Here is a 23,574-nt window from a genome sequence, read left to right on the forward strand (position 1 = left end):
ACAAACGTAACAATTCCAATGAGGGGCAAACAGTTTAAGTTTACTTTAAATTTATATACATAAAATGGATTTATAAAGAATGGAGCAAACAACAATGAGTTGGTTTACAAAAAAGAACGATTCTAGCTACTCAATTACATTAGCACCTGAAAATTATAAAAAAAATGTACAGTTGGATGTCTCTAACCATCCACAACTTCAAAAACAATTACAACTTTTAAATTTAACAATTGAAGACTTAGCAATTATTAAACAGATGCAGCCTTTAGCAAAGGATCTAATCCCTGAAATGGTCAATCAATTCTATGCAGCCATTAGTTTAAGCCAAGATTTATTAGATATTATTAATAGAACTTCACAGATTGATCGTTTAAAGGTTACTTTACATAAGCATCTTAGTGATATTTTCGAAAGCCGTATCGACGACTCATATATTGACGAACGAAAGGCAATTGCAGAAACTCACGTTCGAATCGGCCTTCAATCAAATTGGTATATCGCCTCATTCCAGTCTTTAACTTCAACATTTACAAGCTTTGCTAACAAATTGGATATTTCTAAGCATGATGCGATTCTTGCCATCAATGCCTTCTGTAAAATTATTAACTTTGAGCAACAGCTTGTCATTGAAGCCTACGAAAAAGAGGAAGAACGTATTCGCACGGCAGCAGATGAAACAAAGCACGCACTTGTGACAACTATTCAAAGCACTGCTGAGGAGCTGAACGCTATTAGTGAAGAAACAGCCGCTTCCCTATTAGTTATCTCCTCTCAAACGGATGATATTGCAGTAGCTACTAAGCAAGGTTTAAGCTTCGTTGCTGATACAAAGGAAAAATCTAAACGCGGTCAACAGCAATTACAAGAGCAAAACGATTTAATACAGATTATTTTACAAAGTGTGAATGGCCTTGAGGTCACAATGAATCAGTTACGCACCTCCTCTCAAAAGATTTCAGAAATTGTTGGACTGGTAACAGGTATTGCCGATCAAACAAATCTATTAGCATTAAATGCATCTATTGAGGCAGCTCGCGCTGGGGAGCACGGTAAAGGCTTTGCTGTTGTGGCAGAGGAAGTTCGAAAGCTTGCTGAAGAGACAAAAAATGCCGTACAAAATGTTTCCCATCTCATTAAAGAAACAGAAGGTAATATTACAACCATGTCGAATTCTGTTATTAATGTGGATCAAAAAATTCAACATAGTGTAGATACACAAAATAGCCTATCCAAATCATTTAATGATATTGCTGAAGCTGTATCTGGTATTCAGCAGCAGTATGTCAATACATCGAGAGATATTTCTGCCATTTCTAATTTAATTACTGAGCTATCTCAAGGTGCCACACTTGTTTCTTCTTCATCTGACTCCCTCATCAATGTGGTGAATGAATTAAATATGTGAATACGTAAAAAGGGAAATTGACTAGGTTGTCAATCTCCCTTTTCTTTAATGCGGTAATGAACGTTTTTGTTTGCGATGCTCTCGTCGCACCGGTCCCGTTTCAAAAAGACGTTTCTCTTCATCTGTCTCAGGGTAGATTGCAGGAACAGGCTTCGGCTTCCCATCATCATCTACTGCAACCATCGTTACAAATGATTCTGTCGTTAATTTTTCCTCACCAGTTTCAATGTTTCTAGAAATAACTCGAACATAGACCTCCATTGAAGAACGTCCTGTTGATGAAACAATACTTTCAATTTCTAAAATATCTCCTACATGGGCTGCTGATAAAAAATCAACGGAATCAATAGAGGCTGTCACAACATGCCCTTTAGCATGCTTCATTGCTGTAACAGCAGCAATTTCATCAATATAAGCTAACACTCTTCCACCAAAAATGGAATTGTGGTTATTGGTATCTGGCGGTAACACGAGACGCGTTTGAACAGTACGTGACTGACTCATCGGTACAGCGTTGTTTGTCATAATTCTTGCAACTTCCCTTCATGAATGTTCTTTCGTCATCGTAACGCAGAAAAGAAGTTGATGCAAATTAGAATGATTTTCGAATTACGAATCTAAACGAATCCTTGTAAATCCAAAAGTGTGTGTTGTAGCCCGTTTTTGTCCACAGACATTCCAATGGGCTACACCTAAAACCAAAGAAATCTGTATTTATCCGAGTGCTTGGTCGCTTTTTGGTCGCCCAAAGTCGCCTATTTTTTCTATTGAAACAAACTTTAAGACCACCCTTCACTGGAGTGGTCTTAATTGTTGTTAAGTACATGTTTCATTGAAGATCATTAATTTTTAATACTCTCTTTTGTATTTCTTTTATAAACGTGAAAATATAATTTTAAACTTACATATATACTATATCCCATTAATGCCCCACCTATTGAGCTAATATGGAAGCTCCAATCGTCTCTAGAAACATAAATCCCATAATAACTAATTACAGATCCAATTAAAAATAAAAATAAAAAATTAGTAATAATAAATTTTTTCAATTCACAATAACCTCCCCCTGTTTTTGATTGAGCATCGAATTATTTTACAAATTTTATACATTATGGTAATATATGACTTGTACTTAACCAGTATAATACTATATTAACAAAAGGAGTAATTTATATGTTAAAAAAACCATTTTTTCTATCTTCTGCACTAGTACTTTCTTTAAGTCCATTCACTTCAACATTTACAGCACAGGCTGCAGAGAATAATGATGATTTAATGAATGCGATACCATTAACTGAAAACTTCTCTCAAGAAGAAAATTCAACTTACTTGCCGTTAGAAACGTATATTCATGATAATAATTTACAAAATTTTAGTGTGCAATCACGCGCTACTATGACTATACAAACTGGATATTACATAAAAGAACAAGGTTACCTAACAAATAAACAATTAAGAGATTATGTGGACTATGTAGACCAACAATCAAATATATTAGGATGGAATTTTCTTATTTCCGGATTCTTAACTTTAAATCCAGTCGCAATAGCACCAGCAGTTTTAATGCAATTTGCTGGAGGTGCATCAAACTTTGATATTGTTAAGGAACAGGCTTATGCAGGAAAAGGAATGGGATGGGCACATATGTATGCAGATGGTCCTAATACATTAAGTATAATACCTAGAAGAGATTTTTCTTCACTCACAATAAAATATACAAGATAAAATTCCCCTTTCATAATGTAAATTGAATAGTACTGTATTGACAGATTTAAAACATTTGTTACCATGTGACTGCCAAAATATGGCGGTCTATTTTTTATTTACCTACACACGATATGCCCAACCTTACGAGGCACAACCACAGTCTTTTTATCAACAGGTTTACTAACATTTGTGGATGCTTTTTTAAATTCCATTTCTTTGTATTGATCCACTAAATCAAAGATCGATAATTGCCCTTGCTGCTCCATAAATTCAAAATGAGTCATCTTCTGTTTCCCCTTTCATCATTCCAGCCAATTATCTAACGATAGTTCACCATGCACTATTGATCGTGTATGACCATCACGTTCCTCTAACCAATTATAGAAAGGTACTGGACGTTTTTTATACGGTGTTTCTTCTATACGTGATGATTTACTAGGATTCTTATTTGAACGCTTTACAGCCTTACTATACGCCCCCAAAAATACGGCTCTTAATGTGCTTGCAACCTGTTATGTATTATCTTGTGGAAGTTATTGTCCTCAACCATTTATATTTATAGCTCTGGTTCATCATGTACCAGACCTCTCAAGGCATAATTAAAAGCACCCCTTAAAAGGGTGCTGGATTACTAAAGTATCTTGAACATTTTAAGAATTTGAAGTATAGATACTGTAAAAACTGATAAGTTAAGAAGTAAAAGTGGAATCTTTAATAATATATTTTTCCCGTTAAAATTAGATAGAAGAACAATTTTAAATACCCCTCTAAAAAAACCATATATAACTATCAATAATAATATAATTATTACCCAATTAACAAAAATATTTGAGAAGAAATAATGTAATAATACTACAATGATTCCGAAAAAAAATGCTACTCCCACATCTATTATCGCTGACTTTAATGATTCCTTAAAAACCTTTCAAATTTTTAATAAAAAACCTACGATTCCAATGAATCCTAGCACAGCACCAATAAGGCTGGTAATAAACTCATTACCTAAAAATGTTGGATTCAAATACAATAATATTGAACAAATGAAGAAAGCCAAAGCAACTGATATTCCTTCAGCAATTTTTATTTTATCTTCCATACTATAACCTCCTAACTATTTTTTACTCTTAATACGATAATTTACCTAAAAAGGATTCAAAATAAAGTAAATAGCGCTTTCGAAGGAATGCTTGTATAAAATGAGGCTGGCAAATTAGTAATTTCAAAATATTATCTGATAAACAAAAACACCTACCGAAGTAAGTGTTTTGATAATGTCTATTTATTGCCATCTAAGTTAATGTAAAATTTTCAAAAAAGTTACTCGTTTAAATTACTAGTTGAAGAAATACTCTTTATAAACTGATTACCGTAATTTGTCAATACATAATGTCCTTTTATAAAATCTGTTCGAATATAAGCATCCTTCCCTTCACTCTTTCTTTTTTCAATTAATTGATTAAGTTCCTTTTCTATTTCTTTTACTTTCGATCTCATTAATTCATACTCTTCTCTATCATTCGTGTTGAAAAATTTATTGATTTCTAAAATTCCTAGTTGAACTAAATTATCCATATAGAACATATCATTTTCCGGAAAATCTATTTCAATCAGAGTATTTAAATTATTTACTCTTGAAGTTATCGGAATTGGACCATCATTCATTTTAGCTAAATACCCAAAAAATACTTTCTTTCCTTTTACACAAATATCATAGATAATTTTAGCTTCATCTGAGCTAAGATTCTTTATCACTTGAACAAATCCAGGATGTGCATATTTTATATTAGAATCTATTGACGCATTTACTAATAAATTTATAAAGAGATTTGCAATATCCTCATTAGTGACTGTCATTAGTTCGTCTATAATCTTCAACCCTAAACTAGGAGGAACTGGAACAATGTCTTCTTCCTGTATATAACTGTTGAACTAGGATACGATGAGGAAACTGGTAAACGAGAAAATACAAATCAGTAACATTAAACAGTCTTTCTGAACGTGCTATCAAAAAAGCGATTACTGAGTTTGAAATTGAAGTATCTAAAATGGAAATCTTACAGGACACAGAATCTATTACATTCAAAGAATTTTGCAATCGTTGGTTAGACAATTATGTGAGACTTGATCTATCCCCTGCTACTAAATCACATTATGTAAGAACTTTAAACACTGAAACATTTAATAATTTCGATAACATGAAGATGAAAAAAATTAAAAAAATTCATATTGTAGAGTATTTTTCCGAGGAAAAAAAGAAGGACGTAAAAATTTAAGTAATAAATACGGCGTATTAAAAAGTATATTTGCTAAGGCTGTAGAATGGGAGATCCTTATCGATAATCCTATGAGTGGCATAAAAGCCCCTCGGGTGGAATCTCGTAAAAAAGATTTGCATTTTTATGATGCTAATCAATTAGTACAAATGCTAGATGCCATAGAGAGCCTAGACTTCAAATACAGAGTAATTTATAAATTAGCATGTTTGGTAGGATTGAGAGAGTCTGAGATAGTAGCTATAAGTTTAGAAAAGATTAATTTCGTAAACAACACAATATTAATTGATCAAGCACTTAAATATGATACAGAAAAAAAATCAAAATTAGTATTAGGTCCACCTAAAAATAAAAAATCACGTATTGTAAATGTCCCTGAAAAGTTTATGGATGAAATTAAAGAACAAGTACTGGCACAAAAGAAAATGAAAATAAAGTCAGGAGATGCATGGAAGCCTATGAAAGATGATGACGGCAACGACATTGATTTTTTAATCACTTCGCGAAATCGTTTAGGCTATCCAATTGTACCTTCTGTATTATCTTTAACTTGGAGACGCCACTCAAAAAAACTAGGTTTACCCGAAATTAACTTTCATGCATTAAGACATTCTTTTGCATCTTATCTACTAAGTAATGATGCTAACTTTAAAATCATCCAAGAACAATTAGGACACAGCGATGTAAGTATGACAATGAACACATATAGTCACTTAACCAAAGAGGACAAAAAAGATGCCATTGATTTATTTAATAAAATATTATAATTTGGTCGCTTTTTGGTCGCCTCAAATTTTCGAAGTCCCCAAAAACCTTTGAAAATAAACGATTAGGGGACTTCATGCAAATTAGAATGATTTTTTCATCGTGATAAATTTCATATCTGTCATTTCTTCTATTGCCCACTTAATTCCTTCTCGACCATAGCCACTCATTTTTACGCCGCCATATGGCATATTATCCACTCTAAATGTCGGAATATCATTAATAATAACGGCTCCTGCCTGTAACTCATCTGCCGCATAGAGTGCATCTGACAATACATTTGTGTATATTCCCGCATTTAAGCCAAGTTCCGACTCATTTACTAGTCGAATAGCGTCGTTTAATGTTTCATATGAAACAATTGAGACGATTGGTGCGAAAGTTTCCTGACAAACAATTTTCATATCAGCAGTAACGTTTGTCATAACAGTCGGCATTAATGTTCTTTCTGTGAATGTTCCCCCTGTTGCGACTACCGCCCCCTGTTCCTTGGCTTCCTCAATCCATTGACGAATACGTTCAACCTCATTTGGATGAATCATTGCACTCACATCCGTATTTCTGTCTAACGGATCCCCTACCACTAATTTTTTCGTTTCTGCTACAAATGCCTTTGTAAAATCATCAATGATGGAGGAATGCACATAAATTCGTTGTAACGAAATGCAAACTTGTCCAGCAAAATTAAAGGCTCCTCCAACACAACGGGCTATAATTTTATCAATTGGTGTCGAAGGCTCGACAATAACCGCAGCATTAGAACCAAGCTCTAACGTTACTTTCCGCAAACCAACCTTCTCTTTAATACCCAAGCCAACCTTACCGCTTCCTGTGAATGTCACCTTTTTCACAAGCGGATGAGAAACGAGCGTGTCACTGAGCTCTCCGCCACTGCCTGTCAATATTTGAAGGGCTCCATCAGGTAGCCCTGCCTCTTTAAATATTTCTGCCATTACGATTGCACTTAATGGTGTTTGTGTTGCTGGCTTTAAGACAACTGTATTTCCTACTGCAAAGGCAGGTCCTAGTTTATGTGCCACTAAATTAAACGGGAAATTAAATGGCGTAATGGCGGATATAACCCCGATTGGTTCTCGTTTTGTCCAGCCAATACGATCACCTGCTCCAGGCGCAGCATCCATTGGGACTGTTTCACCCTTAGCCTGCTTTGCCCCCTCAGCAGCAAATTGATAGGTTGCTATTGTGCGTTCTATTTCCATCAAGCCTGCTGATATGGGTTTACCTGCCTCTAAGGCTAAGATTTCAGCAAATTCTTCCTTGCGCTGTCGCATGATATGGACAACTTTATATAATATTTCCGCTCGTTCGTAAGCTGTTGTCTTTTTAAATGTTTGGAATGTCTCCTGTGCACCTTCTATTGCCCGTTCAACATCTGCAATTGACGCCTTAGCAATCTTTGCAATAATCTCACCGCTAAATGGGGAACTAAGCTCATATGTTTCCTGTGCATCCTGCCACTGACCATTGATCCAAAGTTTTGTTTCCTTCATCCTTCAATTGCACCTCCATAAAATCATACTCTTCTTTATTTTATCACGAAGAACTTGAACTAGATGCTACAGTAGCTGCAGTAACTGCTGCTAACATTGCTGCCTGTTGTGCTTGAATTAATAATTCAATGGATGACATGATCGTCATGGATAAAGACTGTTGCACCTTTGCTATATCATAAATAGCGAATTGTATAGCCATAAATAATACAAATTCACGATGCCATTTCAAAAGTTTCATACCCTTTAATTCATGATATAAATCTATAATTTGTTGGAGGTGAACATTATTTACCTCAAGAATGGCTAAAAAACCAAGCAATGGGTAATACATCGTCTTAACTTTAACATCCTGTTTTTTTAATGTATCGCGAATCATAACGACGCTTGGCACCAGTTTATTATCGTATTGAGGAGATAAGAAAGTCAGTACCTGTGATAACCATTGTAGTTCATTGCCAGCATTAAAATTGTACGTACGTAATTCTTTATAGTAACGGTTCATCGTTTCTGCTCTTACTTCAACATCATCCATTGAACTACTTAATAGTACAGTATACGGGATATCCTCATAGGATGTTAAAAATCGATGATGCTTGCGAATTTCTTCAAATAAAGCTCGTGCTGACTGTGCATGTGCATGTTTTTCACTTTCCTCTTCAGTTAAAAACTGAGCTCCTATAAAGGTAAAATTACCACTCCTAAATTTGACTTCCTTCATTATAGTGACGTTTGTTAGCAAATTTTTCACGGCATGCTCTATATCATCGTACTCCATCAAATTTGCAGCAATACTATACCCTACCGTTGTTCTTAAAGGGGACATCCATGATGATTGCTTCTTCATTTCTTGTAATACTTCTTTATATTTTACGGAATCAAAGCTCTTCCCTGACGCCACATATTTGCTCGCGATTGCTAAGATAATTTTACGATCAACTGTCCAGCCCGCAGCCTTCGAAACCGTTTCCACTGTTTGAGTAAATTGATTTTCTATCATAACATAATCCATATTCAGCACACTCCTTTTTTCCATTATATACGTAATATCCAATTGAAAGGATTCAGCCTATATCAATACAGAATTTGTTTTACTAGGTGCTTTCACAAGTACCTAGGTCAATATGAGGTCATGTACTGTTTATCCTCTGATTTTTCGACAAACTCCACGTATCTTCTACATTCTTAAAATATCTCCGATTTGTAACAATTAACATAAAAAGTAAGCTTAATTTAATGTATGTTACCCGATTTTATATGGTTTAATGGAAATAACAAATAAAGAATGGAGGTAATTATATTGAATAAGATAACCAGTAGAAAATCTTTATTCACAGTAACCCTACAAGATCGAATACAGCAATTTTTACTGTTACGTAACTCTCCAAGAAATATAGCCCTACATACACTTTTTCAGAAAAATTAACATAGAAAAAAACAGCGGCACCTACTTTTGCCGCTGTTTATACATGATTTTACGTCTTTCAACGTTTATATGCTTATCCATTGCATGGAGCGATTCTTAGTACAAAAAAGATTTAAATTAATCCCAGTTCCTTTAATTCATCAGCGGAAAAGGCTCTTGATCTTGTTAAAAATCGCTTTCCCTCTACACCTTCTAATGAAAACATACCGCCTCGACCATCAACCACATCTAAAATTATTTGTGTATGCTTCCAATAATCATATTGATTTTTATGCATATAAAAGGGTGCACCACCAATCTCCCCAAGGCAAATATCCTGATCACCTAATATAAGGTCGCCATTTGGGTAACACATCGGTGAAGATCCGTCACAGCACCCACCGGATTGATGAAAAATAACAGGCCCATGCTTTTCTTGCAATAATTCGATTAGTGCCAGCGCTTCTTCTGTTGCTAAAACACGCTCGATCACGCTCATGCACCTCCCTACGGATTAGAAGAAACCTAGTTTGTTTTCACTGTAGCTAACTAATAAATTCTTCGTTTGTTGGTAATGAGATAACATCATCTTATGATTTTCACGACCAATTCCTGACATTTTGTAGCCACCGAATGCCGCATGTGCAGGATAAGCATGGTAACAGTTTGTCCAAACACGTCCTGCTTGAATACCTCGACCAAAGCGGTATGCTGTATTCATATCACGTGTCCATACACCTGCACCTAAACCATATAATGTGTCATTCGCAATTTCTAATGCTTCCTCTTTTGTTTTAAACGTTGTGACAGCAACAACTGGACCAAAAATTTCTTCTTGGAAAATACGCATTTTATTATTCCCTTTGAAGACAGTTGGTTTAATGTAGTAGCCATTTTCAAAGCCTGAACCTACATTGTTTTTCTCTCCTCCAATTAGACATTCAGCGCCTTCTTGCTTACCAATATCTAAGTAGGAAAGGATTTTTTCCATTTGCTCACTTGAAGCCTGAGCACCCATCATTGTGTTTGGATCAAGTGGATTTCCGACTTTAATTGCTTCTACACGCTGTAATACACGCTCCATAAATTTATCGTAAATAGATTCCTGAATTAATGCACGAGAAGGACAAGTACATACTTCCCCTTGGTTAAGTGCGAATAGCACAAAGCCCTCTACTGCTTTATCTAAAAAGGCATCATCTTCATCCATAATATCCTCAAAGAAAATATTTGGTGACTTACCGCCTAATTCTAATGTAACTGGAATAAGGTTTTGTGAAGCATATTGCATAATTAGGCGACCTGTCGTTGTTTCACCCGTAAAGGCAATTTTACCAATGCGTGGATTAGATGCTAGTGGCTTTCCTGCCTCTAGACCAAAGCCATTCACAACATTAAGGACACCTGATGGCAATAAATCTTCTATCAATTCAAGAAGCACCATAATCGAAATTGGTGTTTGCTCTGCAGGTTTTAACACTACACAGTTTCCAGCTGCAAGTGCAGGTGCTAACTTCCAAACAGCCATTAATAGCGGGAAATTCCAAGGAATAATTTGCCCAACTACTCCAATTGGCTCATGGAAGTGATAAGCAACTGTATCATTATCGATTTGGCTTACTGCACCTTCTTGTGCACGCAAAGCACCCGCAAAATAGCGGAAATGATCAATTGCTAGAGGGATATCTGCATTTAATGTCTCACGTACTGCTTTCCCATTATCCCATGTTTCGGCAACGGCTAGCTTTTCTAGATTTTGCTCCATGCGGTCCGCAATTTTAAGTAAAATGTTTGCACGCTCTGTTGCGGATGTTTTACCCCACGTATCTTTTGCGGCATGTGCTGCATCAAGTGCAAGTTCGATGTCCTCAGCTGTGGAACGCGCTGCTTGTGTAAAAACTTGTCCAGTAACAGGAGTGATATTATCAAAGTATTGACCTTTCACAGGGGGTGTCCATTCTCCACCAATATAATTATCATATTTCTCTTTGAATTGAACTACCGATCCTTCAGTGTTTGGAAATGCATAAACCATTTTACTTCTCCCCTTTACACAAAATAATGAGAAAATATCTACAAAAACTATTATTATATATCGAAATAACAATATTTTCATAGAAACCCTCTTACTCAATATATTGTCAGAAACGAAAAATAATTTCAACTTTTTTAAAAATTTTTTGAGTAATTTATTTTTACTAGAAAAGCTTCTAGCATTCACGGTGTCACCAGCGATAATGTATACTTAAATTATATAAATGTATAGGAGAACAATATGCGCATTAATAAATATTTAAGTGAAACTGGCATCGTCTCTCGTCGTGGTGCTGATAAGTGGATTGAGGAAGGTAAAGTAACCATTAATGGAGAGGTAGCTACCGTAGGCAGTAAAGTCGAAGCTGGTGATATTGTTTGTGTTGATGGAAAAGAGGTAAAAAAAGAAGAACAGCTCGTATATATTGCCTTAAACAAACCAGTTGGAATCACTAGTACAACTGAACGTCATATAAAAGGGAATGTCGTTGATTTTGTTAATCACCCTCTACGAATTTTCCATATTGGACGTCTGGATAAGGAATCAGAGGGACTATTATTATTAACGAATGACGGAGATATAGTAAACAAAATTCTCCGCGCAGAAAACCATCATGAAAAAGAGTATATTGTGCAAGTTGATCAACCAATTACGGAGCAATTTATCAAGAAAATGGGAACAGGTGTAGATATTTTAGATACCACAACCTTGCCATGCCATGTAGAAAAAATATCAGATAAAGTCTTTAAAATTATCTTAGAACAAGGTCTAAATCGTCAAATACGCCGTATGTGTTCAGCTCTCGGTTATTCCGTTAAGCGTCTACAACGAATTCGTATCATGAATATTAAACTTGGTAATTTAAAGGTTGGACAATGGCGCGATTTAACGGACAAGGAACGAGCAGAACTATTCAAACTACTTCAATATACACCTAAATAAAGCATTGTAAGGGGAGAGAATTATGCTTTCAATACAGAGTACTGAATTGTTAACAGGAGCACGTATTAGCGGTGACTTTTGGGATTTAGATGAGCTTATAAATGCTATTCACAAAATAACAGGGGATGAAAACAAATATTATGATTATCAAGGTTCACGTCTTCGTATCTTGAATGTTTGCTACAATTTACGCCAAGCCGCTAAGGGAGAGCGCCAACTGGAATTTGTTAGTAATGGGCTTAATAAAAGTGTACTGACACAGCATGAATTAATTTTCCCAAATAAAAACGCCTATTTCTCAACGGAGGTACTTTGGCCTGAGCTTATTTTTATGGCCATTGCATTAAACGACTTTATTCAACTGCACAAAGAGTTAATAGATTCTTCTGATTGGAATATAAATGTTGCTTCCATACGCAAATTCCAAGCGGCGGTTGCTGATTGTCTTGAACAAGAACTAAATGAGGAAGAATATTTAGTATTTTTAAGGATGCTACATACGAAAAATCCCTTAACTTTTCGCTATGTTACTCAGTATATTGATGTACTAAATCTTGAGTATATTCAATTAAGCTGGGAGGAACGTAAAGCTCATTTAGCAGCATTTGCTCTGCGCATAATGTTAGAGGATGATGAATATGTATCACTTAAATCTCAACTAATGGAAGCTGCCATTTCTACAAAAAAAGCATTGCATGATATCGAAATAATGACCAATTACCCTGAAAAAATTTTGTGGTAAACCGTATATGCCGTCTCACAATTAGCTGAGACGGCTACTTTTTATCGAATCGATTGATAAGCCATTTTTCGAATAACGCTCTCATGCTGAGGATAATCAGCTAAAAGCTCCTCTTGTGTAAATAATTCAAAGTCCTCAAAATCAAAGCCTGGTGCCACCATACAGCCAACTAAACTAAATGCATCCGCTTCCTCTACAGATGAGCCAAAAATAGTATTTTTCGGCACAACTATTTGCGGTACTTCCCCTGCTTCAACATTTAAGCCCAATTTGCGTGCCTCATATGTACCATCTGGAAAAATCATATGTACTGTCAGAGGACTTCCTGCATGATAATACCAAAGCTCATCTGATTTCAAACGATGCAAATGCGAGATATCCTGCGAACGTAGTAAGAAATAAATACTAGTATAAATTGGTCGTTCCACTTCTCTAACCACTATATCCTCAGAAGCTCGAAATGAAGATCTATAATATCCTCCCTCCGGATGCTCCGCCAAATTTAACTTTTCTATAAAATATTGTGCTGAATACTTCATAACCTCACTCCTTTCATTCACCTTACCAAATTATAAAGGAAGATTGCTACCGCTAGCTATCCGTCACATTTACGTTTCTATCCTTTACTTTTGAGTTTCTATCCATCACTTCTTCGGTTTCACACACGCAAAAAGGCACCTCTACATGGAGATGCCTTCTTCCTCTTATAAGCCGCCTAAATAAGCTGCCTTTACTTGTTCACTTTCTTGTAGCTCTTTTGCTGTACCAGAAAGAACAATACGCCCTGTTTCCAATACGTATGCACGATTAGCTACTGACAGAGCCATATTGGCATTTTGCTCAACAAGCAATACTGTTGTACCCTCTTTATTGACCTGCTCAATAATATTAAAAATATTTTTTACCATAAGCGGCGCAAGCCCCATTGAAGGTTCATCCATTAATAACAGCTTGGGTTTAGCCATTAATGCACGCCCCATTGCAAGCATTTGTTGCTCACCGCCAGATAGTGTCCCTGATTGTTGTTTACGACGCTCTAGTAAACGTGGGAATAGCTCAAAGACATGGTCCATATCTTTTTTTATGCCTGCTTTATCATTACGAAGATAAGCCCCAAGCTCCAAGTTTTCTTCTACTGACATATTGGCAAAGACACGACGTCCCTCAGGAACATGCGAAATACCAGATTTCACAATTGACTGAGCTGCCTTCCCTGCGATAGAGAAGCCCTCATATTCAATAATGCCTCCCTTAGGTTTTAGTAAGCCAGACAATGTTTTTAATAATGTACTTTTACCAGCACCGTTCGCACCGATTAATGTAACAATCTCACCCTCGTTTACTTCTAAAGAGAGGTCCTTTAATGCTTGTATATTTCCGTAAAATACATCTATATTTTGTACTTTTAGCATTAGCTGATAACCTCCTCACCAAGGTAAGCTTCAATTACCTTTGGATTGTTGCGTATTTCTTCTGGTGTCCCATCAGCGATTAGTTGACCATGATCCAGTACGTAGATACGTTCGCAAATACCCATAACTAAGCTCATATCATGCTCAATAAGAAGAATAGTCAAGCCAAATTCTTTCCGAATAAATGCTATTAACTCCATTAAATCATGCGTTTCCTGTGGGTTCATCCCTGCTGCTGGCTCATCTAGTAATAACAGCTTAGGCTTTGCTGCAAGGGCACGAGCAATCTCTAATCGACGTTGCATTCCGTATGGTAAGTTTTTTGACAGTTCATCTTTATAAACATCTAGTCCAAAGATTTTTAAGAACTCAATGGATTGAAGCTCCATTTCTGCCTCACCTTTAAAGTGATTCGGCAAACGAAAAATGGAGGACCACATTGTATGCTTAGCAAGCGAATGATTTGCCACCTTTACATTATCTAGAACAGATAGCTCTTTAAATAAACGGATATTTTGGAATGTACGGCTAATGCCCTTTTGTGTGACTTGATATGGGGCAAGTCCATTTATCTTTATACCATCAAATGTAATGGTACCCTCAGTAGGAGTATAAACACCTGTAAGCATATTAAAGCTTGTCGTTTTCCCGGCACCATTTGGCCCTATAAGACCAACTAACTCTCCCTGATTCAGGTACATATTAACGCCCTGTACAGCCTTTAATCCACCGAATTGAATGCCCATGTTTTCAACATTGATAAGAAGGTTTCCAGTCATTATTTTGTACCTCCTTTTTTACCAAACTTAAATAGATCCGTAATTTCCTTTGTTCCCATCAAACCAGTTGGACGGTACAACATAACAACAATTAATACTAAGCTGTAAATAATCATACGTGTCTCTGGGAAGTTTGCGAGGTACGCAGAAATCATAGTTAGGAAGATCGCAGCAATAACAGAGCCCGAGAGACTTCCTAATCCACCAAGTACAACATAGATTAAAATATCAAATGATTTTAAGAAACCGAAAGTTGTTGGCTGAATAATATAAAAATTATGTGCAAAAATAGCCCCTGCAAGTCCGGCGAAGAAAGAACCGATAGCGAAAGCTACTACTTTATAATAAGTAGTATTAATACCCATCGCATCTGCTGCAATTTCATCCTCACGAATAGAGATACATGCGCGACCATGACGAGAATTCGTAAAATTTGAGATTACTAGAATTGTTAGAAAAACACCTACGAATGCATACGTCCAATTGGATAAATATTTAACCTGCATCCCAGCTGCCCCGCCTACATAATCCGTATTTAAGAAAATAATACGAATAATTTCTGCAAAGCCAAGTGTAGCAATTGCTAAATAGTCACCCTTTAATCGTAACGTTGGAATACCTACAATTAATCCTGCAACTGCTGCAGCCAGTGCCCCTAAGAAGATTGCTAATGGGAACGGTAGCATAAGTTTTGTTGTAATAATAGCAGAGATATATGCCCCAACTGCTAAGAATCCCGCATGCCCTATCGAAAATTGACCCGTAATTCCAATAACAATATGCAAGCTGACCGCAAGCATAATGTTAATGCACATTGTTATCAGCATATTTTGATAGTAAATATCAAGTACACCTGAGGTAATAAGAATTTGTACAACTGCATAGATGACTAGCGCTAATACGGCATAGCCCCAGAAAACTTTAGACTTTTTCATAATACCGCTCACCTACACTTTCTCACGGGCATTTTTACCAAAGATACCCGATGGTCTGAAGATTAAAATTAAAATTAAAATAACGAATGCTGCCGCATCACGCCATAACGAGAAGCCGAGCGCACTCACTAATGACTCCACTACACCTAATAGCATGCCGCCAACCATAGCACCAGGAATAATTCCTATACCACCAAGAACGGCTGCGATGAACGCCTTAACTCCAGGAATAACCCCCATCAAAGGATCGATTTTCGTATAATACACACCAAAGATAACGCCAGCAGCTCCTGCTAATGCTGAACCAATAGCAAATGTTGCTGAAATGGTATTATCAACGTTAATTCCCATTAAACGAGCTGCATCCGCATCATGAGAAACGGCACGCATCGCCTTTCCGATTTTTGTTTTATGCACGATGAATTGTAAAAGAAACATCAGTACAACTGCGACAGATAAAATTAAAATGGATGTACTACTGATTTGAACGCCAAAAATATCAAATGATTTATTTTTAATGACATCAGGATATGCTGCTGGTTGCGCACCCCTGAAGAAAATCGTCGTATATTCGATTAATAGTGAAACACCAATTGCAGTAATTAATGCAGCAATACGTGTTGCATTTCGTAAACGCTTATATGCAATACGTTCAATGAGAACACCAAATATTGCACAGATTGCCATTGCCAATAATAGTGCTGGGAAAAAGCCAAGCTCCCATTTAGCAATTGCGTAAAAGCCAATAAATGCCCCAATCATGAAAACATCGCCGTGGGCAAAGTTAATCAGCTTAATAATCCCGTATACCATCGTATACCCTAACGCTATTAATGCGTAGATACTACCTAGTGAAATACCATTCACAAGCTGCTGTATCCATTCCATGAGCGTTCACTCCTTTTACTTTTTGAAAAATGCAAAAACGGGACGTACTCTACATGGTATTATTGAATGCAGAATAAATTGTGTCCCTCATCAAAAGTTTTTTCCAATTCCTTTTGCTAGAATCTATGTTTTTGCAAACTCTAGATATCTACTACACATAAAAAAGGAAGGCGTGTTTACCCGCCTCCCCCCTACAAACATTAAGGATTAACTTTAGAGTTGAACACTTGTTTACCGTCTTGGAATTCAAGAACTGTTGCTGTTTTAATTGGGTTATGTTGTTCGTCAACTGAGAAAGTACCTGTTACTAAAGAAAGATCTTCTGTTTTTGCTAATGCTTTTTTAATTGCTTCCCCATCTGTAGAGCCTGCACGCTCAATAGCATCTGCAATATAATAGATTGAGTCATAGCCAAGTGCATTGAATGCATCAGGTGCTTTATCCTTGTTTGCAGCTTTAAATGCTTTTACGAAGTCTTGAATTTTTTTATCTGGGTCTTCCGCAGAGTAGTGGTTTGTAATATACGTATTATTAAGCGCTTTCTTACCAGCTAGCTCTACTAATGTTGGCGAATCCCAGCCATCAGCGCCCATCAATGGAACATCTATACCCATTTCACGCGCTTGTTTAACAATTAAACCAACTTCTTCATAGTATCCAGGGATAAAGATGAAGTCAGGTTTCGCTCCTTTAATATTCGTTAACTGTGTACGGAAATCAGCGTCTTTAGCTACATATGCTTCTTCTTTTACGACTTTACCACCATTTTTAGTAATTGTTTCTTTAAATGATTTTGCTAGACCTTTAGCATAATCAGATGCATTGTCAGCAAAAATAGCTACATTTTTCGCTTGCAATTCATTAGTGGCAAAGTTTGCAGCTACAATCCCTTGGAATGGATCAATAAAACAAGTACGGAATGCATATTCGTTAACGCTGCCATCTTCATTTACTGTAATATTTGGGGCTGTCCCAGAACCAGTAACAATTGGAACTTTCTTGTCGTTGGCAATTTGCACTGTTGCAACTGTATTACCAGAAGTTGCAGGAGCTAGCATCGCTACTACTTTATCCTGTGTTATTAGTTTAATGGCTGCTGCAGTTGCCTCTGAGTTTTCTGATTTGTTATCTACTTTAATCAGCTCAATTTTTTTACCATCGATACCGCCTTTGTCATTAATCTCTTTTACAGCAAGCTCTGCGCCCACTCCAATCGAAGATCCATAAGATGCAACATTACCTGAAAGCTCTAGGTTTGCACCGATTTTTATTGTTTCGCCGTCAGATGAACCACCACCTGATGAGCCGCCTGATGATGAGCTTCCTCCTGAACTTGAACTATCTCCAGCACCACAACCAGCAAGTACACCAGCAAGTAATGAAGAAGCAACTAAAAGTGAACCGAACTTTTTAAGCTTTTTGTTCTCTTTCATAATTATATTCCCCCTGAAAATTTCTCAAATATTAGATATTTCTGATAATTATAAACAATTAAATGCAATTCCTCAATAGCGAAAATAATTATTTATAACTATCTAAAACTGAATTAAATATTATTCATTTAAGCCTTTTACATTGTAAAACATTCTTTATATTTAGTCTAGAGTGATTTTTCAGTATAATTAGTTATTTAAGAATAATCTATCAATTTTCAGTTTATATTTGTATAAACCTGTTATTTTCAATTGCTTTTTTATAAAAATATCTCTTATTTGAAGTCCTTTTTTCGAAAATTGAATGATTAAGTTCAATAGGGCCAGCCTTTAATTATATTTTTACTTTGGAAATTCTTGCTTCCAATTATCATTTTGAAAGGACCCTATATTTATTTCCGGGAAAATAAAGAATGGAATGAGGACTACCAAATTATTACACTCAGTTGAATGAGCACAAAAAAACCTAGAGTAGGTGCTCTAAGCTTTTTTTAATGCAAACACACAGAGGCGCTCGTTTATATTTTTTTCATTTTCTAAATGAATCTCGTGGATTAATTCAAATGGTGTTCCATGAAGTAAAAACTGCAAATAATCATATGGTGGATAGTAAAGAATAATATGAATTTCACGCATGTGTTGCTCATAAGACTTCCAAATATTATGAATTACTGTACGAAAAATATGAATAGAGAATGGATTGAAAAAAAAGAAAACTGTGTCACATGGTTGAACCATATATTCTTCTGCTATTGCATGAATAAAGGAGATGGGTATTGGAGCATTATTTTTTTGAAGATAGCTCCTTTTATTACTCTCAGCCTCTGCATAAAAGCCTGCATCCATTTCTATTCCAATTGTCTGGATGTGAAATTTATGATGCACATAAATAGGAACTCTTCCTTTGCCACATCCCATATCAATAAACACTGGATTATCAGGCATTTTATAGGCTGAAAACAATTGTTCTAAGCCTGTATATGGTGTTGGCTCGTAGCGATGATAATGCGCAAGTTTAGGAAAACCATACTGTTCACCAACTGTATTAATATGCAAATATTTATCAAATTGATGTTCATTCATACTAGTTGACTCCTCAAAAAAGAATGCTTAATTTTAGCACGATAAAAGGCAAAACCATACCCAAAAGTTTTGGATATGATTATTTTAACGACCTCTTCTCTTAAATTTAAGAACACCAAAAAGGGCAACTATTAACAGGGCAAAACAAACGATTATTGTAATTACTGTATTTTTATCAATGACTGTTGCTTGATTTAGCTGTTCATTATTTTGGCCAGGCATTCCCATCGGACCACCATTTCGATCAGGTCGTTGCATTGGATCATCACCAGCAGGACGCTCCCCTTGATCATTGCCATCTTGATTGAAAGGAGGAAGCTGTGAAGGGTCAAAATTCTCAGGCATAGGGTTGCCGTTCATATCACCATTAGCATTAGGGTTAGACATCCCCATATTACCTATTGATGTTGACACTTCTACAACAAGCTCGCCAGACAATTGCTTTAAAATAGATGCTGATCGTTGCTTAGCAAATTCAGGGAGACTATTTTCCCCTTCTACGGCCTCTAAAAACTGCTCAGTTGTAGAGAATTTCGTAGGGTCTGCTTCCACATAAGTTGTTATGAGTACTGCTAGATTTTTCGTTATGTTCTGTATATACTCTTCTGTTAAGTAATTAGTAGCTAGTTCCTGTAAATAACCCTCATATTGCGCACGATATTTCTCATTGGAAAGCAAGGCGTTTAATAATGGTCTTTCTTCTAATGTTGTACCAGATACAGGTGTTGTCACACTAAAATTAATCGCACTATCTTGTATTAGATTTCCAGACATGCCTGCAGCCATATCTATCCCATTCTGATTTCGATCAACGTTTGGTTGTTGTTCAGTGCGTTCGTTATTCTTAAAATCATTCGTTGCATTGAATTGTCCAGCTTTCAAATCCTTATTGTTCTGGAAATCACTATTGCCCCCCATTCTACCGCCTCCAGCACCGAAGCCTCCAAAGGACATATTGTAATCCCAAGGTATGATAGAAAACATACCATTCTCTTCATACAAATAGTAGTTGTGTTTCATATTCCCCTGATAACTATCCAGATTTACAAGTGCGGTGTTCACAGCAAAGTAACGTAGCATTTCATCGACATCAATATACTTTTCAATATCACCACCATTATTGATGGCATCCAGCATCTCTATAAATTTGGATTGATCGATATTACTTTTGTTTGTTTTTAACCCAATCCCTGTATAGTCAGCAATATCACCACTAATATATTTCAAATCACTGCCTTTCCCATCTGGCTTAAACAAGAAGCCGTTATTAGAGCCATAGTTATTTGCTAGGAAGGTTTCATCTACCGCTTCAACACCTAAAAATAAACCACGTTCTTCTCCATTCACTGTGACATACATATAAGAATGTGCGGGTGTAGGTAATCCCATTTGCTCCATCAGTTCATAAGAGATATATTCTCGCATTAAAGTTGAATCACTATAATTATTATTTAAATTTAATTTTTTCAAACCATATAGACTCTGTGTATCATCATAGTAGTCAAAATCAATTTTTAAGCTATAGCGATCCGAATCACTGTTAACAACTGAACGCAGTGATAGATTCCCTTTTGTACGAATCGCTACATTTTCTATTTTCTTACCATTAACCGTAATATCCGCCTTCTTTAACTCCTCTGCCGCAGCATTTTCTAGCATATCTGCCCAGTCTTCCTCAGCAATTTCAATGTCTACTGTTGTCACTTTGTTGTTATTAAACACAATATTCTCATAAGAAAACTCGGTATTTTTAGTTTCAATACCTACATTTGGAAGCACAGCATATATGACAACAAAGAGGAGAAGTAGAATTGCCATACAAAGATAGACAACTCTTGCTTTAATCATGATTTTCACCTCTCTTCATAGGTTTCTAAAATGCTTACTAAGCTGTGAAATTACCATCATAACTAAGCATCACGGCTGATTTTACTCCTGGTACCTTTGTCAGATGATCCATTAGTTTGGCATCGTTTTGTTTCACTCGAATCTCATAGGTTGTTTCAATTTCATCATGCTGTATAATGGATTTTGATTTTAGAGCGAATTTTTTAGACTGTGCAGCGATAATTCTTTCTACTTCATCACAAGCTAGTTCTTCTTCAAACTTCACAATTAATAAATAAGGATTTTCCACAGTTATTTTATTCACAAACACAAGTAATACAAGACCAATTAACACTGAGCCAATAATAACAAGTGGTATAAATCCTGCCCCACATAGAATCCCAGAAACGATCGCCCAGAAAATATAGACTAAATCCATAGGGTCTTTGATGGGTGTTCGGAAACGCACGATTGATAACGCACCAACCATACCTAACGATAACAGCACGTTTGAACTGATCCCCATAATAACGAGCGCAGTGGCCATTGTCATAATTAGCAGTGAAATATTAAAAGAATGGGAGTAAATTACACCATTAAAGGTCTTCTTATATACAGCGTAAATAAAAAATCCAACAAAGAAGGCCACTACTAAGCCAATAACTGAATCTATTAATGAAAACGATGTTGTTTTTTCTAAAAAGTTAGATTTAAAAATATCACTAAACTTGATTGTATCCATTGTTCATTTCTCCTTTATATTAGCCATACATTCGACTAAGTTGATATTTTGAATAGGCTTCCGCACGTGTATCTACTGATTGCAGTAAATACTTAATCATATCTGGTAAGTAGTCATCATATTTCACCTCTAAAATAACTAGGTTTGGTTCAAGTACATCCACCATTGGTAATTTGGTATTAAACATGTCTGTATTACGGAGGCTTGATTGTACCTTACTATCAAAGGTGATTCTAACGTTTCCATGAGCATATATATAAGCCTCTCTCTCATAATCGACGACCGTAACTGGTTTCAGCTGGTTATACTTCATTTCCTGATATAAATCCCGAATTAATGGGCGTTGATCTTCTTCCATCCAAGATGTTTCCCCGCTACGCATTTTTTCATATTCTTTTTGGGAGATGGCACACTTTGATTTATAGGTAAGATTATTACGCTTACTTTTCCTTTCCAAATTAATAATGGCTGAGGATTTATCATAAACTCGTACTCGGTATTTATCACGGTTGATATACCCCTCTTTTTTCTCATTAAGAACCTTATTAGCAAAATTATCGAAGTAAGTGCTACGAATTAAATATTTACCATCCATCCCTGCATGCTTGTCTAACTGCATCACATGCCGTAGCTTGGATTTTAATAAGGCATAGTCGGGATAAGAAATTGCTTGTTTGATCTCCCTGCGACCGTTAGGATTAAACGAAGTTATAGTAGACATATAAGCCACTCCTTATTTTCTCTCGATTTTGTATTCCTCTTGTTTTTCATCTAGCCAAGTTGTATATTCTTCATTTATCCGCTCTTCAAGAATTGTGGCATAAACATCCTCTTTCACATCCTCGAGTACTGCCTCTTTTGCAGGTACCTTATCGGTTACTTTAATGATGTGATAGCCTTCAGATGTTTGAACGATATCACTAATACTATTTTTCTCAAGACCGAATGCCGCTTTCTCAAATGCCTCGTCCATTTGACCTCGACTAATGGTACCGATGTCACCACCATTTTCACTTGTAGCTGAATCTATTGAATATGCCTTTGCTAGCTCCGAAAAATCCTCACCAGCTTTTAGCTTTTTCAGTACATCCTTTGCCGTAGTCTCATCCTCCAATAAAATTTGACTGGCTACAACCTCTTCTTGCTGTCTATAGCTCTCCTTATTGTTATCAAAATATTGAGCTACTTCCTCATCTGTAATATCTATGCCTGTAGCAATAACATTTTTAGTAAGCTGATACATGCGAATATTTTCTCTTACACTTTCCTCTGTTAGCCCATTAGCTTCCAAAGCTTTCTGTAAGGCTTCTTCACCACCATATGACTCCATTATTTCTTCATACTCTGATTGAATACTGTCCTCAGATACAGTGACGCCTAGCTTCTTTGCTTCAAGCTCAACCATTTTGTTTGTGATTAATGTTTCAAGTACTTCAGTACCGTATTGTTCATGCAACGCATCATCTAATTCTGTTTGTAGAATCTTCTCTCCATCAACCTTCGCTACGTAATCACTGCCCCCAGTACAGCCGGCTAGTAGCATGACGAATCCAGCAGGTAAGATTAGCGTTCGGAAAAGCCTATTTTTCATAGCATGATCCCGCCCTTTCTCTTGGCTTCTCGTTTACAAAACCTACTATAAAGGTCTAATGTGTCAGTCAGATGTCAGCTTTACATTTCCTTCAAAAAA

At 36.2% G+C, this 23,574-nt stretch carries 27 protein-coding genes; 6 read left to right on the forward strand and 21 right to left on the reverse strand.

Annotated elements, in window-relative coordinates:
* The first annotated feature begins 94 nt into the window (after positions 1-94).
* On the forward strand, positions 95-1,405 hold the full coding sequence (locus tag AC3WOM_RS10450; protein WP_492446627.1) for a protoglobin domain-containing protein: 1,311 nt from the start codon (positions 95-97) through the stop codon (positions 1,403-1,405).
* A gap of 45 nt (positions 1,406-1,450) precedes the next feature.
* Here the strand turns inward: AC3WOM_RS10450 and AC3WOM_RS10455 are convergent, their stop codons facing one another.
* Positions 1,451-1,930, reverse strand: coding sequence for an acyl-CoA thioesterase (locus tag AC3WOM_RS10455; RefSeq protein ID WP_427546209.1), 480 nt, complete (start codon positions 1,928-1,930; stop codon positions 1,451-1,453).
* 317 nt (positions 1,931-2,247) lie between these two features.
* Complete coding sequence (locus AC3WOM_RS10460; protein WP_427546207.1) at positions 2,248-2,454, reverse strand: hypothetical protein; 207 nt, start codon at positions 2,452-2,454, stop codon at positions 2,248-2,250.
* Between the two features lie 124 nt (positions 2,455-2,578).
* Between AC3WOM_RS10460 and AC3WOM_RS10465 the strand changes: the two genes are divergently transcribed.
* On the forward strand, positions 2,579-3,130 hold the full coding sequence (locus AC3WOM_RS10465; protein ID WP_427546205.1) for a hypothetical protein: 552 nt from the start codon (positions 2,579-2,581) through the stop codon (positions 3,128-3,130).
* Between the two features lie 98 nt (positions 3,131-3,228).
* Here AC3WOM_RS10465 and AC3WOM_RS10470 read toward each other — a convergent pair whose 3' ends face one another.
* The 4 genes from AC3WOM_RS10470 to AC3WOM_RS10485 form a co-directional block, all read right to left on the reverse strand.
* A complete protein-coding gene (locus AC3WOM_RS10470; RefSeq protein ID WP_427546203.1) occupies positions 3,229-3,396 on the reverse strand; it encodes a hypothetical protein in 168 nt (55 codons plus the stop codon).
* 18 nt (positions 3,397-3,414) lie between these two features.
* Positions 3,415-3,594: a hypothetical protein gene (locus AC3WOM_RS10475; protein ID WP_427546201.1), complete on the reverse strand. Its 180-nt coding sequence runs from the start codon at positions 3,592-3,594 to the stop codon at positions 3,415-3,417.
* Between the two features lie 443 nt (positions 3,595-4,037).
* Positions 4,038-4,208 carry a hypothetical protein gene (locus tag AC3WOM_RS10480; RefSeq protein WP_492446629.1) on the reverse strand — a complete coding sequence of 57 codons (171 nt, stop codon included), beginning with the start codon at positions 4,206-4,208 and terminating at the stop codon, positions 4,038-4,040.
* 221 nt (positions 4,209-4,429) lie between these two features.
* Entirely contained in the window at positions 4,430-5,029 is a 600-nt protein-coding gene (locus AC3WOM_RS10485) for an Abi-alpha family protein (RefSeq protein ID WP_492446658.1), read from the reverse strand.
* A 128-nt stretch (positions 5,030-5,157) separates the two neighbouring features.
* Between AC3WOM_RS10485 and AC3WOM_RS10490 the strand changes: the two genes are divergently transcribed.
* Complete coding sequence (locus AC3WOM_RS10490; RefSeq protein WP_492446631.1) at positions 5,158-5,385, forward strand: tyrosine-type recombinase/integrase; 228 nt, start codon at positions 5,158-5,160, stop codon at positions 5,383-5,385.
* A 95-nt stretch (positions 5,386-5,480) separates the two neighbouring features.
* Positions 5,481-6,152, forward strand: coding sequence for a site-specific integrase (locus AC3WOM_RS10495; protein WP_492446633.1), 672 nt, complete (start codon positions 5,481-5,483; stop codon positions 6,150-6,152).
* Positions 6,153-6,233: 81 nt separating this feature from the next.
* Here the strand turns inward: AC3WOM_RS10495 and AC3WOM_RS10500 are convergent, their stop codons facing one another.
* From AC3WOM_RS10500 to adh, 4 genes are all read right to left on the reverse strand, one after another.
* The gene (locus tag AC3WOM_RS10500) at positions 6,234-7,661 is read right to left on the reverse strand and encodes an aldehyde dehydrogenase family protein (protein WP_492446635.1); all 1,428 of its coding nucleotides are present in this window, start codon (positions 7,659-7,661) and stop codon (positions 6,234-6,236) included.
* A 43-nt stretch (positions 7,662-7,704) separates the two neighbouring features.
* On the reverse strand, positions 7,705-8,673 hold the full coding sequence (locus tag AC3WOM_RS10505; RefSeq protein ID WP_492446636.1) for a DUF4003 family protein: 969 nt from the start codon (positions 8,671-8,673) through the stop codon (positions 7,705-7,707).
* A gap of 526 nt (positions 8,674-9,199) precedes the next feature.
* Complete coding sequence (locus tag AC3WOM_RS10510; protein ID WP_427548580.1) at positions 9,200-9,559, reverse strand: DUF779 domain-containing protein; 360 nt, start codon at positions 9,557-9,559, stop codon at positions 9,200-9,202.
* 21 nt (positions 9,560-9,580) lie between these two features.
* Positions 9,581-11,101 (reverse strand): aldehyde dehydrogenase, encoded by a 1,521-nt coding sequence (gene adh / locus AC3WOM_RS10515; protein ID WP_427548582.1) that lies wholly within the window; start codon positions 11,099-11,101, stop codon positions 9,581-9,583.
* A gap of 240 nt (positions 11,102-11,341) precedes the next feature.
* Here adh and rluF point away from each other — a divergent pair, with 240 nt between their 5' ends.
* Positions 11,342-12,043: a 23S rRNA pseudouridine(2604) synthase RluF gene (rluF, locus tag AC3WOM_RS10520; protein WP_492446638.1), complete on the forward strand. Its 702-nt coding sequence runs from the start codon at positions 11,342-11,344 to the stop codon at positions 12,041-12,043.
* Between the two features lie 22 nt (positions 12,044-12,065).
* Positions 12,066-12,785 (forward strand): DUF6904 family protein, encoded by a 720-nt coding sequence (locus AC3WOM_RS10525; RefSeq protein WP_492446640.1) that lies wholly within the window; start codon positions 12,066-12,068, stop codon positions 12,783-12,785.
* Positions 12,786-12,826: 41 nt separating this feature from the next.
* Here the strand turns inward: AC3WOM_RS10525 and AC3WOM_RS10530 are convergent, their stop codons facing one another.
* From AC3WOM_RS10530 to AC3WOM_RS10580, 11 genes are all read right to left on the reverse strand, one after another.
* A complete protein-coding gene (locus tag AC3WOM_RS10530; protein ID WP_492446642.1) occupies positions 12,827-13,324 on the reverse strand; it encodes a cupin domain-containing protein in 498 nt (165 codons plus the stop codon).
* A gap of 165 nt (positions 13,325-13,489) precedes the next feature.
* Positions 13,490-14,197, reverse strand: coding sequence for an ABC transporter ATP-binding protein (locus AC3WOM_RS10535; protein ID WP_427548587.1), 708 nt, complete (start codon positions 14,195-14,197; stop codon positions 13,490-13,492).
* Complete coding sequence (locus AC3WOM_RS10540; RefSeq protein WP_427548589.1) at positions 14,197-14,976, reverse strand: ABC transporter ATP-binding protein; 780 nt, start codon at positions 14,974-14,976, stop codon at positions 14,197-14,199. Before AC3WOM_RS10540 ends, AC3WOM_RS10535 begins: the two co-directional genes overlap by 1 nt.
* Positions 14,976-15,911: a branched-chain amino acid ABC transporter permease gene (locus AC3WOM_RS10545; protein ID WP_427548590.1), complete on the reverse strand. Its 936-nt coding sequence runs from the start codon at positions 15,909-15,911 to the stop codon at positions 14,976-14,978. The genes AC3WOM_RS10540 and AC3WOM_RS10545 overlap by 1 nt, the downstream gene beginning before the upstream one ends.
* Positions 15,912-15,923: 12 nt before the next feature.
* A complete protein-coding gene (locus tag AC3WOM_RS10550) occupies positions 15,924-16,799 on the reverse strand; it encodes a branched-chain amino acid ABC transporter permease (RefSeq protein WP_427548592.1) in 876 nt (291 codons plus the stop codon).
* A gap of 200 nt (positions 16,800-16,999) precedes the next feature.
* The gene (locus AC3WOM_RS10555) at positions 17,000-18,232 is read right to left on the reverse strand and encodes an ABC transporter substrate-binding protein (RefSeq protein WP_427548594.1); all 1,233 of its coding nucleotides are present in this window, start codon (positions 18,230-18,232) and stop codon (positions 17,000-17,002) included.
* 480 nt (positions 18,233-18,712) lie between these two features.
* Positions 18,713-19,315, reverse strand: coding sequence for a class I SAM-dependent methyltransferase (locus AC3WOM_RS10560; protein ID WP_492446645.1), 603 nt, complete (start codon positions 19,313-19,315; stop codon positions 18,713-18,715).
* An 84-nt stretch (positions 19,316-19,399) separates the two neighbouring features.
* A complete protein-coding gene (locus tag AC3WOM_RS10565) occupies positions 19,400-21,163 on the reverse strand; it encodes a CotH kinase family protein (RefSeq protein ID WP_492446647.1) in 1,764 nt (587 codons plus the stop codon).
* 37 nt (positions 21,164-21,200) lie between these two features.
* Positions 21,201-21,884 carry a DUF4956 domain-containing protein gene (locus AC3WOM_RS10570; protein WP_427548599.1) on the reverse strand — a complete coding sequence of 228 codons (684 nt, stop codon included), beginning with the start codon at positions 21,882-21,884 and terminating at the stop codon, positions 21,201-21,203.
* 19 nt (positions 21,885-21,903) lie between these two features.
* Positions 21,904-22,605, reverse strand: a complete 702-nt coding sequence (locus AC3WOM_RS10575) for a polyphosphate polymerase domain-containing protein (RefSeq protein ID WP_492446649.1) — start codon at positions 22,603-22,605, stop codon at positions 21,904-21,906.
* A 12-nt stretch (positions 22,606-22,617) separates the two neighbouring features.
* A complete protein-coding gene (locus AC3WOM_RS10580) occupies positions 22,618-23,475 on the reverse strand; it encodes a peptidylprolyl isomerase (RefSeq protein ID WP_492446651.1) in 858 nt (285 codons plus the stop codon).
* Between the last annotated feature and the right edge of the window lie 99 nt (positions 23,476-23,574).

The sequence above is a fragment of the Lysinibacillus sp. FW301-JW8 genome (genome assembly GCF_058788755.1).

Coding starts and splice junctions, on each gene's coding strand:
- AC3WOM_RS10450 (WP_492446627.1), top strand. CDS start 95: ATGAGTTGGTTTACAAAAAAGAACGATTCTAGCTACTCAATTACATTA.
- AC3WOM_RS10455 (WP_427546209.1), bottom strand. CDS start 1,930: ATGACAAACAACGCTGTACCGATGAGTCAGTCACGTACTGTTCAAACG.
- AC3WOM_RS10465 (WP_427546205.1), top strand. CDS start 2,579: ATGTTAAAAAAACCATTTTTTCTATCTTCTGCACTAGTACTTTCTTTA.
- AC3WOM_RS10470 (WP_427546203.1), bottom strand. CDS start 3,396: ATGACTCATTTTGAATTTATGGAGCAGCAAGGGCAATTATCGATCTTT.
- AC3WOM_RS10480 (WP_492446629.1), bottom strand. CDS start 4,208: ATGGAAGATAAAATAAAAATTGCTGAAGGAATATCAGTTGCTTTGGCT.
- AC3WOM_RS10490 (WP_492446631.1), top strand. CDS start 5,158: ATGGAAATCTTACAGGACACAGAATCTATTACATTCAAAGAATTTTGC.
- AC3WOM_RS10500 (WP_492446635.1), bottom strand. CDS start 7,661: ATGAAGGAAACAAAACTTTGGATCAATGGTCAGTGGCAGGATGCACAG.
- AC3WOM_RS10505 (WP_492446636.1), bottom strand. CDS start 8,673: ATGGATTATGTTATGATAGAAAATCAATTTACTCAAACAGTGGAAACG.
- adh (WP_427548582.1), bottom strand. CDS start 11,101: ATGGTTTATGCATTTCCAAACACTGAAGGATCGGTAGTTCAATTCAAA.
- rluF (WP_492446638.1), top strand. CDS start 11,342: ATGCGCATTAATAAATATTTAAGTGAAACTGGCATCGTCTCTCGTCGT.
- AC3WOM_RS10525 (WP_492446640.1), top strand. CDS start 12,066: ATGCTTTCAATACAGAGTACTGAATTGTTAACAGGAGCACGTATTAGC.
- AC3WOM_RS10530 (WP_492446642.1), bottom strand. CDS start 13,324: ATGAAGTATTCAGCACAATATTTTATAGAAAAGTTAAATTTGGCGGAG.
- AC3WOM_RS10535 (WP_427548587.1), bottom strand. CDS start 14,197: ATGCTAAAAGTACAAAATATAGATGTATTTTACGGAAATATACAAGCA.
- AC3WOM_RS10540 (WP_427548589.1), bottom strand. CDS start 14,976: ATGACTGGAAACCTTCTTATCAATGTTGAAAACATGGGCATTCAATTC.
- AC3WOM_RS10545 (WP_427548590.1), bottom strand. CDS start 15,911: ATGAAAAAGTCTAAAGTTTTCTGGGGCTATGCCGTATTAGCGCTAGTC.
- AC3WOM_RS10550 (WP_427548592.1), bottom strand. CDS start 16,799: ATGGAATGGATACAGCAGCTTGTGAATGGTATTTCACTAGGTAGTATC.
- AC3WOM_RS10555 (WP_427548594.1), bottom strand. CDS start 18,232: ATGAAAGAGAACAAAAAGCTTAAAAAGTTCGGTTCACTTTTAGTTGCT.
- AC3WOM_RS10560 (WP_492446645.1), bottom strand. CDS start 19,315: ATGAATGAACATCAATTTGATAAATATTTGCATATTAATACAGTTGGT.
- AC3WOM_RS10565 (WP_492446647.1), bottom strand. CDS start 21,163: ATGATTAAAGCAAGAGTTGTCTATCTTTGTATGGCAATTCTACTTCTC.
- AC3WOM_RS10570 (WP_427548599.1), bottom strand. CDS start 21,884: ATGGATACAATCAAGTTTAGTGATATTTTTAAATCTAACTTTTTAGAA.
- AC3WOM_RS10575 (WP_492446649.1), bottom strand. CDS start 22,605: ATGTCTACTATAACTTCGTTTAATCCTAACGGTCGCAGGGAGATCAAA.
- AC3WOM_RS10580 (WP_492446651.1), bottom strand. CDS start 23,475: ATGAAAAATAGGCTTTTCCGAACGCTAATCTTACCTGCTGGATTCGTC.